The following is a 12254-nucleotide window of genomic DNA, read 5'->3' as shown; positions in this document are numbered from 1 at the left end:
AAAAAACCAGTCATCCTAAGATGACCGGTTTAACCAGCTATGGGAAAAAATCATCAATGTAAGTCAACCCAAGCTCCACCTGCTCTTCCCTGAAATTTACTTGTTGTTGTGTTGTATATCATGAGTCCATCTGCAGGAGAAGATATTTCATCTCTTTCTGTTGTGGTCATTCTCGGCATGAGAAGTCCGCCAGTCGTAGAGTTTACTTCCAATGCGGCACTGGCATCTGGAGTATCTGTCCAAACTCCAACAGAATTTTCATTTGCTAAAATTGCAGTTTGAGGTGTTATTCTATCTAGCATGTAAGTTGTCAATTCATTCATATCCCATGTTCCACCTCCATTAGAAGAGCCCCAGTAGGCCGTACCGTCTCTATATGGGTTTCCATTGGTTAATATCCCTTGTATTGAATTTCCCTCAACTGCCACAGTATAGGATTGGCCAGCCACAAGGTCTATATCCGAAGAAAATGAAATATCAACGGTTTGAACGGAAGTGCCCCCTGGAGTAAATGGAACACGTGCCAACTCACTTCCTCCAAAACCAGCCCCATTATACAAAACAAACTCATTTCCTGAAGTGCTCGAAAACACAACTTTAAAAACTACTCTCGTTATTTTGCCCGAAGTTGCAGGCTTAAATGACTGTCCGACTCTGGATTCGGCACCCGACCCACTTACGCTTGCAAATGCAAAATCTATATCTGTGGTTTCTCCTTGGACAAGGACTTCTAAATCTATATTTCCTACAGCATCGAATGTATTTATACCATCAATTGAGCTATCAACATACAACTTAGTGGCTGCATGTTCATCTACGGTTGGCTCGTCGATTGATAAATTGCCATTAATGATTGCGTCACCCGTTTTATAAACAATCATCGCATCAGAAGCTGTACTTGATGAGCCATTACCAATGACGAACAATCGATCTGCTGCATTGAAGTTTTGTGAGTTTACTACCGTATAGGTGGTATTATATGATCCTATCGCAGTTTCAGCATACGAGCCTGCATTTGTTCCTATGCCAGCGGCAAATGAATTTCGTCCAGCAGCCACACTGAGTCTACCTACAGCAGTAGCAGCCAAATCTGTAGCTGATGTAGAGTGACCCATGGCCACAGAACCAATCCCCGACGCTGTCGTCTTGTATCCAGAGGCAAAAGACCATTGCGGAACAGAACCTTCTATCCACTCGTCGGCTGTAGTAACACCAGCACGAAATGCCCCGCCACTTTTGTCAAAGAACATGCGAGTCCCATCGGTGTATAAGTCGCTTGCTCCAAATACGAAATCGTCGTCTGCGTCTCCTGCTGAAATTACATTTGAGGTGTTGGTGAAGGCTCCTACCTCATCATTATCATCCACATATTTCTTAGTCGCAGCGTGTTCATCTGTTGTTGGATCGTTTAGGGATAAATTACCATCCAGCAAGGCATTTCCATTTTTGTAAACTGTGAATGCATCTGATTCTGACCCGTCGCTGGTTCCATTGCCAATCACAAAGGCACGGTCAGTGTCGTCTCCAACAGGCGTGTAGTCTGTATTATAGCTACCAATGGCCAATTCGGATTCTCCCCGTGCTACTGTGTGGTTGCCCATGGTGGTAGCATTCGAACCGGATGCAGTAGTGTTGATACCTAGAGCTGTTGAGTTGAGGCCATTGGCCAAATTGTATTGACCAATAGCGATTGCATACTCTTGAGAAGCAGTTGCATCCGTACCAATGGCAATGGCTCCACTTGCCGTTGCAGAATTATTGGTTCCGATTGCTACAGCACCATATCCACTGGCTTCATCACCAGTGCCCATTGCTATTGAATAATTACCTACATTATCGTCATCCCACTGACCTGCATTTGTTTCACCTGCTCGAAAAGCGCCTTTACTTTTATCAAAAAACATTCTTGCGTTATCATCATTGGTTGCTTTATCATTAACCAATTGACTTGATCCAAATACAAAATCATCATCCTCATCTCCTGAATGTATAATATTATTAGATGTCTTAAAAACTGAAGCATCACTTAAATTGACCGTACTACCGGAACTGATAGACAGACTGCTTCCCTCCAAAGAAATATCCTGTATTTCATTAGAAGCATCGGCGTCGGCATCTTCACCATAAAGGGCATAAGGAACAGCAAGTAATTGGTTAGTTCCGAAGTCATCAAAACCACTACCAAGGTCTACTTCTGTCTTTAAGAAAAATGAGCCCAATGCCCAATTCACTTTAGAAAAAAGCCCTGTGACAGCTTCACCATTGCCTATGGTTACCGAAATTAACCCAAATTCGTTGGTCTTTACTGTATGAGTTTCGGCATAAGATGTAGTACCGGATGCACTTCCTTGAAGGATAGTAAACCGAAGTGTAAGGCTTTCATCCGTTACTGTATTTCCGTCATTGTCCCTGATTATTGCTTGGTATTGAAAACCACCCGGCAGAGGGCTTTCGGCCTGGGCAAAACAGGTCTGAGCTATGACAAGTATGATTAGAAATGATGCTATTCTTTTCATGATTTTATCTTTATTATTCAATTATGATATCTTATTGTTTGATTATTTTAAGTTGCTGAATCGGCTGATGGTCTATACTGATTCTGAGCAAATACATTCCTTCTGGCAAATGACCCATTTCGATGGTTCGCTCCATAGCAAAGTTTACCTCACGCTCGTCCATTACTAAATGGCCCTGTGGCGCAATGAGCTGATAGCTACCCTGATATGAACCAGATGGAGGCTGGATGGATAATAAATCACTAGTAGGATTGGGATAGATTCGCACCTGAAGACCTAAGGGCGAATGGCTGGCGACTACAGATACAATTTCCCCTCCGTGATGAAACCCAGAGGTGATAAGATTCGAATTGGTAGAAGAGCTACCGCTCACGACTTGCCCGAGGGTCCAGGAAATTTGTGCATGGTCCGAAGCTGAATGACTGCCCGCGCTGGCAATCACATGTTGTTGACCAAGCACTTCGCAGATACTAGCACTTAACAGCAAGCAACACAATATTAAGAGTTTGTTCATAGGTAAGTATTTTTTTTACGAACCTACGCTCACGACTATGAACAGTAAAATAAAAGTGACGAATCGCTCAAAGTGCAGTTTGAATCGAGGAAAAGTGTGGACAAAAAAAGAGACCCGTTAGAGCCTCTTTTTTAATTTGTATTACACAGCTTGGTGAAATTATTTTTAGTCAACTTTGAGAACTGTAATTCCCCACATTTCTTGATTGCTCGGAGGATCATCATTCCATCGTCGATAGGAATGCGAACCATCGGTTTCGTAGTATACCCGATAAGTCCCTTTTTCTAGCATCACTGTTTCATTAAATTCTCTGTTTTTTCTTGCACCACCGCCATGCTCAGAATTTCGGTAGTCCATTTCCCAAACGATTTTTCCGGTATCCATATTTTTGATAAAACCGTAGTCGTACATTTCTCCACCACTACCTTCGCCTAAGCCAAGTACTCTTACTCTGGTGTCTTCATTAACAGAAAAGGTTTTTTTTACTAATGCCCGATCTCCTACCATGTTGATGACTACTAATTCATTCTTATTTCTATATTCCTCTGGGTGAAACGGGGTTACATTTTTCATATCAGCTTCATTGGTAGCCCAAATGGTGATTCCCCACATTTCTGGCTCGTATGGTTGACTAGAATTCCAATCTCCATAGGCATGTGAATCATCTGTTGCATAGTAAACAATATAATCGCCTGGTTCAAGTGTGATGACCTCTTCTACATATCTATTCTTATCAGCACCGCCGCCATGCCTTGCCTTGTAGGGCTTCATTCTCCAAACTCGCTCTCTTGTTGTAGCATCTACTATCCAACCAAAATCTGCCATATCATCACCGCCAGTAATCTCCCCGAGACAGTAGATTCTTACGTCCATGGCTTTTTTAATACTAATGCCCTTGGCTATCATTTCATCATCTCTAGCCTTCGTTAATGAAACGAGCGGCTTTACCGTTTTAGGTTCTTGGTAGGCTACCACATTATTTTTGTCGCTACCTTCTGCCCAAACTGTTATCCCCCAGAACTGAATATCATCTGGAGGAAGGGCATTCCATCTTTCAAACGAATGGGAATCGTCCGTAGAATAATTAACCAAGTAACTTCCTTTGGGCAGCGTGATTTTTTCATTGACTTGCAAATTCTTCCTTGCTCCACCCGCATATTTAGCATCTCGGTAATCCATTTCGAATACTCTTTCACGAGTATTGGCATTGGTAATCCATGCATAATCAAACATTTCACCATCGCTACCTTCTCCAATAGCATACACCTTTAATTCCGTGGATCCTGTCAAGGTAAATCCTTCGCTAAATCTTTCGTCATTTCTGGATTTGGTAATTGAAACAACAGCATCTCCTGTTTTCTTATCCAAGAAACTTCTCGCGTCAGCTGCCTTTACACCCGGTCCATCTACTTTGATAAATAAATCATCTTGTGCACTTCTTCGGTAACTCTCTCTTCTTCTTGAACCGAACAACCAATCCATGGTGTCGCCAAATCCATCAAAATACCAATCTTTATCTCTTCCTCTATTCCAATTTCTATTAGAATACATTCCAGCAAAGTAGAGCTCATAATTTCCTTTCTTTAATGAAACCTTGTCGTTGAATTTGAATGGTCCGTCTTCACCATCGATATCCTCATCCTTCATAAAATCGAATAAATGCCATACAACTTCACGAGAGTCAGCATCTATAATCCATCCATAGTATATCAGTAGTTTCCAGTCGTCTTCAAATACTGCACCTAACCCTTCAATATTTACATCTCCATTTTGAGAAGTGCTGAAGCCTTGTATTTTCACTTCTTTTGGATATACATCTCCAAGTCTTACCGATTGCGCCATGCTTGTGGAACACATGAGTATAGCCAGCGCCAGAATATTAATTACTTTCATAGTCATAATGAGTTTTTTCTTTCACAACTAAGATGTAAATGATTGTGAAAAAGTTTTAATCATAAAAGAAATAATTAATAATTGACTCTCTACTAGTCTAAACAGCCTTTTTAAGAGACTTAAAATCATTTTTTTTCTTTCTTCAATTATCTTGGCAATAAATTTGTTAACACTCAGAAGAAAACGACTAATTTTAAGATAAACTCAAATACAGTCCCTATGCGTCACCTTTCCCAACTATTGTTCTTCCTTCTTATTATAAATACCTCCGGCTGTGCCACCGCTAGAATTCCTAGTTGGATTAAAAAAAGACCAATATCTGACACCCACTATATTGGAATAGCCAGAGTTTCAGTAGCAGAAAGAGATTTTAATCAAGTAGCTAAGAATAAAGCGCTAGCCGATATCATTTCTGAAATTTCTGTAGAGCTGAGTTCTACTTCAGTCTTTCATCAGTTGGAAGAGAATGATATACTCAAAGACACTTATGAATCGTGGACAAAAACTAAAATTGAAGACGATTTAGAAGGCTACGAATTAGTCGACACGTATACCAAGAAAGGCGAATATTGGGTGTATTATCAATTGAACATCGCGGATTATAAACGAATTAAAAAGGAGAAATTGGATAAGGCTAAAAAGCTTTCGATCTCTTTATTAGAAAAAGCGCATGAGGAAAGAAAAAAAGGTGAAATAGGCACTGCGCTACAACTTTATCGACAATCATTTGACGCGATCACTCCGCACTTGAATGAGGACTTATCAGCATTTATCCACGAGCATGGCAGAATTGATCTAGCGAATCACAATTACCATTCAATTGCCGAAACATTTGCTAATTTATCTTTCCGGGCTTCGAATGATCCTATCATTTTCATGCCTTTAGGAAATGGTGAGTTACCTACTTTCACCGCTAGATACAAAGACATTCCAGCCAAAGATTTACCATTGCTTATTGGGAAATATGGAGAATCGCTGGAGACCTTCCAATCTGCCAAGAGTAATGATGCAGGCATGGTACAATTACCTATAGTCAATGTGCCCACAAATAGCACACAGTCGATCGAAATTGAATTAGATCTAGGTAAGATATTTGGAAAGAAAAGTACTGAAAACATTATTGGCGCCATGTTTTCACAAAAGCAAGACGCTCCTACCGACCGAATCAATGTAAAGATTGAGCCACAAACTGCAGTGTTTAGAACAAATACAGGTGGCAAAGATCAGGATTTGATTATTAAATCAGCTCAGTCAATACTCACAAGCTATTTAGTGAACAAAGTCTCTGAGGAATCCAAAGCGGCATTCGCTATAGAAATTGATGGTCGCTGGCTAGAGAGTACAAATGATCCTCGATACAACTTGTATCGCGAGACACTCAACTTTTCTATAAAAGTCATACAGCTCTCTTCAGAAAAAGTAGTTTATCAAACAACTAGATCAGACCTTAAAGGGGTAAAGTCTGGGTCGCAAATGAAAGCTAAGGAAGAAGCACTGTCCTTGATGGAAACAGCACTCAGATACGAAATTTTACCAGAAATAAACAGAATAAAAATAGACTAATTAAAACAAATAACTATGAAAATCAATTACATCAACACCCTAGCAATCATCGGAACCATAGGTTTGATGATAGGATGTAAAGGCAGTCCGAAGCCTACTCAGTCCAAAGGAGAAAGTGAAATTGTTCTACATTGCTCAGGCCCAGACTACCGAAGTGATAAAAAGAATTTTAGAGCTTATGCCACAGGTGAAAGCAGTGATCTGGAGATCGCCCGAAAGAAGGCTTCAAGTAATGCTAAAGCTGCATTAGCCAGCCAGGTACAAACGACCGTTAAGAGCACTACAGATAACTATGCAAATTCTAGAGAATTCAACAACGTTGAGGAAATTGAAGAGCGATTTGAATCACTCAATAGAGAAGTAGTAGATCAGCAGTTGAATGATGTCAAGGTAATCTGTGAGAAGCTTACTGAAAACAGTAAAACTGGAAAGTACAAGTGCTATATGGCTGTTGAAATGAAAGCTGATGCTGTACAGGAGGCCATCGAGCAACGAATCAAGAATGATGATCGATTAAAGATTGATTATGATTACGAAAAATTCAAAGAGACTTTCGAGAAAGAGATGGAGAAAATGAGCAATAACTAGAGCTCAGTCCTCACAAAAGCAGAAGCCTGTTTGATAAATATCAAACAGGCTTTTTTTATTCCTTCCAATTCTATTTTGGTAACTGATCCATCGATATATAATAGATGTCATCAAATCCATTACGCGGAAGACTCATAAGTTCTCGCAACTCTGAAACGGTTTTGGCTTTCATATTTTCTTTTCTACTACTAGTAAAATAGAAGGTCTTGCCATCCCGTGAAACAAAAGGGCAATAATCGAGTTTTGAAGAATTGATCTTGTCTCCAAGATTAATAGCAGGCTGCCACTTTCCTTCCTTTTGGTAAGAGATATACAAGTCTCCACCCCCAAATCCATCTGAACGCTTGTACGAGCTAAAAATCAAGTACTTTTCCTCTGGATTGATGAAAGAATTAAATTCATAGGTCATCGAATTAATCGCTGAGTCCAGGCTGACTGGCTTCGTATATTTACCGTTTGTCAATTTGCTATAATAAATATCCTCTTTACCCTTGGTATCTGATCTGGTGGCCGTGAAATAAAGAGTTCCTGCATTAGAAACTGATGGAAAAAACTCCTCTCCCTCAGTGTTGATCATTGTATCTAATGCCATTGGCTCCCCCCATCCTTGTTTCATCTTATCGACATACCATATATTATAGTCCTTACTCTCGTCGCCTTCACGCATCGGACGATCTGAAGCAAAGTATAAACGTGTACCATCAGGAGAAAACATAGGCTCGATATCTTTATAGTTTCCGGAAAAAGACACCACAGTTGGTTCGCTCCAGCTTGCCTCATTCTGCTTCATCTCCACAATCATACGAGCGTCATCATTGTAGCTATGGATGGAATAAAGTAAATGATTTCCGTCTACAGAAATAGTCATATCTCTTTCTTTGTATGGGGTCGACACTTTACCTTCCATAAATAGCTCTTGAGCCGTTGAAGATGAAAAAGGCTGAAGCCAGACTAGCAGTATCGCTAGCCCAGTCTTCAACCATTTAACCGAAGAGTCTTTGTTAATCATATCTATCTTTTGAGTGTTTCGAGTCATCGCCTTGAAATAATATTGAGTTTTTTTATTTTGATACAAGAAACACAGCTAAAGTGAATTGACCTTAACTTTTTAAGTAATACTCGTCAAACTGGTAGAAGCACTCGATGTACTGTTAAATATTTCCGTGAACGAGATCAGAAATTTGATCCTTATAGGTTCGACCGGACTTCACGACTTGCTCATTGGTGAGGTGAAAATGGTATTCCGAATTGGTATGAGGACGGATTTCAACAATCTGGTTACAATTGATAATGTAGGATTTATGAATTCGTCTAAACACTTTAGGGTTAAGCTTTTTTTCTATTTCAGATATTGACTTGTAGAGCAAAAACTTGCCTTGATCATCAATGATCTCAATGTAATCTCCAGCGGCCTCGATACATCGGATCTCGTCGGTAAGAATATGCTTTATTTTTTTTGAGTCCCTAACTACCAGTTTGGATGGATACTCTGATTCGTGGTTTTGAATCAAGGCATTCTGATAATCTAAATTGATTTTCGCCCACTGTTCTTGATAATTTTTAAGTTCCGATAGCTTAATTTTTTCTAATGCCTTATTCATTGATGCATGAAATCTGCCCCTATCAAATGGTTTCATCAAGTAATCAATAGCATTAAGTTCAAAAGCTTTAATCGCAAACTGATTGTAAGCCGTGGTAAAAATGACTGCTGGTTCGTGCAGCAAGTGTTCACTATCCAGAACAGCAATACCATTCATTTTTGGCATTTCAATATCTAAAAACAACAAGTCTGGCTGCAGTTTGTTTATTTGCGTTACTGCCTCTAAGCCATCGGATGCTTCATATACAGTCTCTACTTCCTCAAAGTCCTTGAGATACGAACTAATGATTTCTCTAGCCAGTGGCTCATCGTCTGCTATGAGTACTTTCAATTTCATTCTTCAGTAGTTAGTGCTGGGAAAGTGATGCTTGTCTTGGAAGATTTACAATCAAAATTCAAATGAAAATTCTTCTCGAATAAGGATGAAAGTCTCTTCCGAGTATTTGAGAGTCCCAAACCTTCTTTCAAACTTGACTTTGATTCCACATTCGATAACCCCGTATCCTGTACAGTTATTTGAACTTTTTCCTGTTCCTTGCTGATATGGATAGTTATAGTTCCTTGGTTACCATTTGGCACTATTCCGTGAATCAGTGCGTTCTCAACGATTGGCTGCAACAAGGCCGGTGGTATAAGTAGATTTTTCGTTTCATCCGCTATCTCCCATTCACACTTTAAGTCTTCCCCAAACCTAATCATGTAAATTTCTAAGTACCTTTTAGTATAACTAACCTCATCATTGATAGTAATCCATTTTTTACTATCCAAGTCCATGCTTTCTCGAAGGAGATCACTGAGTTTGGCTATAACCGTAATAGCTAAGTCATTTTCTTTTTTTAAGACTAATCCAGAAATCGCATGAAGTGAATTAAATAAAAAATGAGGTTTGATCTGAGCTTTTAATACCCCAAGTTGTGCCGCCATTAAACTTTGATTTAGATCTGCTTGTTTACGAGATAGAATCTGAGACTCTGAGTAACTCAGATAAGCCACGCAAGAAGCTACGAACCCAAGTCCCAACACAAGGTTAGAATGCAGTCTAAAGGTAATGAGCTGAATAAATATGTTAGCATAGCTCTTTTGTTCTTCTACATTAGAATCACTCACGTAATGAATCACTGATTCCAAACTTAAGATGATACCAATGGCCAAAAGGCATAATCCAAACATTTGTAAGGTGTACAAAAACCAATTTTTCTTTCGAACATACAATTTGCGAATGAACTTGAATAATACTGGTGATAATGGAATCCAAAAAAGAATGAATAGGTCATTAATTACTATTCGCTTATATGGTGCTGGTTCATTGTGAAGCTGGTAATAAAACAAGCTTTCCGATACTGTCAGTGCAAACACTACAAACCAAACCACTGCACTTATAATCGTAAATCGCCACATGTGTTTAGTTGTAAATCTCTTGATAAACATCACCTGAAATAAATTTGAAAACGAAATATACTATAAACCTTCGTTCCCCGCATCAAACACAAACTTCCAGGATTGGTCTGACTGTCTCTTCCATATACTCACATATGTTCCTGCTCCTAATGAATCTCCAGCTAGAGACGAAACAAGATAAGTTCCATAAGTATATCCCAAATCTCCAGAATGAGCAATGTCAGCATACATAGGCTCCCAAGTAAGACGAAAGGCAGAATCAGGTCTGCTAAAATGACCACCAATAACAGCATCTTTTCCTACGATAGGCAATGAGTTATTTCTTAAAACCGCACCATTCTCTGCTATGTAAGTTTCGAAGGCGTAGTTCATCCCTTTTTCAAAGGAAAGTTGTGAAAACGCTCTGTCTACCTCTTTGAGTATTTCAGCGTCAGGCTTTTCAATATTTCGCTCAGTTTTGTCTTGGCTAGATTGACAAGAGCAAAACAATGAGAAAACAATAATTGGATTTAATAGATATCTGATCATAGTATAAAGTTTGGTCATCTAACAGCCAGAGGTTGTACTCCACTTATTTAAATGCTACCGCTCATGTAAAAGGCGATTGAACCTCATTTCCTACTCACCCATGGATTATCTCTAACATAAAACCGCCAAGGAAGCAACGCATCCTCTTCAGCATATTCTACTCCTACTCTGGTAGTTTCTATGATCAATTCATTTGCAATTGTCTCTGCATCTTCAATCCAAATCGGTATCTGGTCAAGAGTCAAACCGGTATGTACAGTTTTGATCCCCAAAGATTTGGCTAATATCCCCGGTCCATTTGTAAGTTTTTTGTTGCTAGAATTGAGTCTGTTTTTCATTACTTCCATTCCTTCTAATGGCTCTAAAGCTCTAATTAAAACAGCATCAGCCTTGTCGGCAACATTGGTTACTACATTAAACAAATGATGAATGCCATAACACAGATATACATAAGCACAGCCTCCTTCTGCATACATCACTTCAGTCCTTGCGGTGCGTCTACCATTGTTTGCGTGGCAAGCCTTGTCATTAGTTCCGCTATAGGCTTCTACTTCTATTATTTTTCCTTTGCATAACTGACCATCAATTTCTGTACAGAGCACTTTGCCCAGCAAATCTTTGGCAACTTCCAGGACATTTGACCTTCGGTAAAAGCCGTTCGGCAAAATATTTAAACTATCTTTCTTCATTCGCAAACCTGAAAACAGGATGAACGTATAACACCCCGTAATTTTAACAATCAAAATGAACTTAATTATGTACAAAACCAAACTGTTCACACTCAGTTTCGTAGCGGCACTTTTTGCCATCTCTTTCAACGGAACTGCTCAAATTAATACACCTGCTCCGAGTCCTGCAGGTTCGGTATCGGCTACCGTAGGTCTTACCGAGATTGAAATCAACTACTCTCGACCACAGATGAAAGGTAGAAAAATCTTCGGTGACGGAGATGTCCTTGTTCCAAATGGCCAACTATGGAGAGCTGGTGCTAATGCTGGAACTACCGTAAAATTCAGTGATGATGTGAAAATTGCTGGCCAAGATTTAGCGGCTGGAGAATATTTATTCTTAGCCACTCCAGGTGCTTCTGAATGGGAAGTGGTATTTTATTCTGACATCTCGTTGGGAGGAAATGTAGCTGCCTATGACGACAGCAAAGCGGCATTGAAAGCTAAAGTAAAATCTTCTAAGCTTACTGAAACTGTGGGTACTCTGACATTCAACATTTCTGACATAAGCGAAAACAGTGAAAATGCTAACATTCAGTTGGCATGGGAAAACACTGCAGTAAATGTGCCAGTACAAGTGTCTTTCGATGAAGCTGTAATGAAAGCTATTGCAGAAAATACAGTGGTAAATCCAAGAAATTTAATGACTGCAGCTAGATACTACTATACTGCTGACAAAGATTTGGATCAAGCGTTGAAGTGGGTAAATACTTATTTGGCGACTGGAGACAACAGCACGCAATTTTGGAATGTTCACTTGAAAGCACAAATTCTTGCTAAGCAAGGTAACAAGAAAGAAGCGATCAAAGTAGCGAAAGAGTCTATGGCAGCAGCCAAAGCTTTTGAAGCTGGTGACTTTGGATACATCAAAAGAAATGAGGATCTTATTGCTTCATTGAAGTAAGAAGAAATTCCAAGGAATTAAA

At 39.5% G+C, this 12254-nt stretch carries 11 protein-coding genes; 3 read left to right on the top strand and 8 right to left on the bottom strand.

What is annotated here, in order from left to right; genetic code table 11:
* Positions 1–53: 53 nt before the first annotated feature.
* From R8N23_RS12025 to R8N23_RS12015, 3 genes are all read right to left on the bottom strand, one after another.
* On the bottom strand, positions 54–2516 hold the full coding sequence (locus R8N23_RS12025) for a hypothetical protein (RefSeq protein WP_318171846.1): 2463 nt from the start codon (positions 2514–2516) through the stop codon (positions 54–56).
* 31 nt (positions 2517–2547) lie between these two features.
* Positions 2548–3030, bottom strand: a complete 483-nt coding sequence (locus R8N23_RS12020; RefSeq protein WP_318171845.1) for a T9SS type A sorting domain-containing protein — start codon at positions 3028–3030, stop codon at positions 2548–2550.
* Positions 3031–3195: 165 nt separating this feature from the next.
* Positions 3196–4923, bottom strand: coding sequence for a hypothetical protein (locus R8N23_RS12015; RefSeq protein ID WP_318171844.1), 1728 nt, complete (start codon positions 4921–4923; stop codon positions 3196–3198).
* 219 nt (positions 4924–5142) lie between these two features.
* Here R8N23_RS12015 and R8N23_RS12010 point away from each other — a divergent pair, with 219 nt between their 5' ends.
* Positions 5143–6486 carry an LPP20 family lipoprotein gene (locus R8N23_RS12010; protein ID WP_318171843.1) on the top strand — a complete coding sequence of 448 codons (1344 nt, stop codon included), beginning with the start codon at positions 5143–5145 and terminating at the stop codon, positions 6484–6486.
* A gap of 15 nt (positions 6487–6501) precedes the next feature.
* Positions 6502–7074, top strand: a complete 573-nt coding sequence (locus R8N23_RS12005; RefSeq protein ID WP_318171842.1) for a hypothetical protein — start codon at positions 6502–6504, stop codon at positions 7072–7074.
* Between the two features lie 70 nt (positions 7075–7144).
* On the opposite strand, the gene R8N23_RS12000 is transcribed toward R8N23_RS12005, so the two are convergent.
* The 5 genes from R8N23_RS12000 to R8N23_RS11980 form a co-directional block, all read right to left on the bottom strand.
* A complete protein-coding gene (locus tag R8N23_RS12000) occupies positions 7145–8083 on the bottom strand; it encodes a hypothetical protein (protein WP_318171841.1) in 939 nt (312 codons plus the stop codon).
* Positions 8084–8225: 142 nt separating this feature from the next.
* Complete coding sequence (locus R8N23_RS11995) at positions 8226–9011, bottom strand: LytTR family DNA-binding domain-containing protein (protein ID WP_318171840.1); 786 nt, start codon at positions 9009–9011, stop codon at positions 8226–8228.
* Entirely contained in the window at positions 9008–10072 is a 1065-nt protein-coding gene (locus tag R8N23_RS11990; protein WP_318171839.1) for a sensor histidine kinase, read from the bottom strand. The genes R8N23_RS11995 and R8N23_RS11990 overlap by 4 nt, the downstream gene beginning before the upstream one ends.
* Before the next feature lie 60 nt (positions 10073–10132).
* Complete coding sequence (locus tag R8N23_RS11985; protein WP_318171838.1) at positions 10133–10600, bottom strand: YybH family protein; 468 nt, start codon at positions 10598–10600, stop codon at positions 10133–10135.
* An 83-nt stretch (positions 10601–10683) separates the two neighbouring features.
* A complete protein-coding gene (locus tag R8N23_RS11980; protein ID WP_318171837.1) occupies positions 10684–11289 on the bottom strand; it encodes a DNA-3-methyladenine glycosylase in 606 nt (201 codons plus the stop codon).
* A gap of 67 nt (positions 11290–11356) precedes the next feature.
* Between R8N23_RS11980 and R8N23_RS11975 the strand changes: the two genes are divergently transcribed.
* Positions 11357–12232: a DUF2911 domain-containing protein gene (locus R8N23_RS11975; RefSeq protein WP_318171836.1), complete on the top strand. Its 876-nt coding sequence runs from the start codon at positions 11357–11359 to the stop codon at positions 12230–12232.
* The last annotated feature ends 22 nt before the right edge of the window (positions 12233–12254 follow it).

This window comes from Reichenbachiella sp., assembly GCF_033344935.1.
GTDB lineage: Bacteria > Bacteroidota > Bacteroidia > Cytophagales > Cyclobacteriaceae > Reichenbachiella.
The sequence above is the reverse complement of the archived record's forward strand: the minus strand, read 5'-3'. Positions and strand labels throughout refer to the sequence as shown.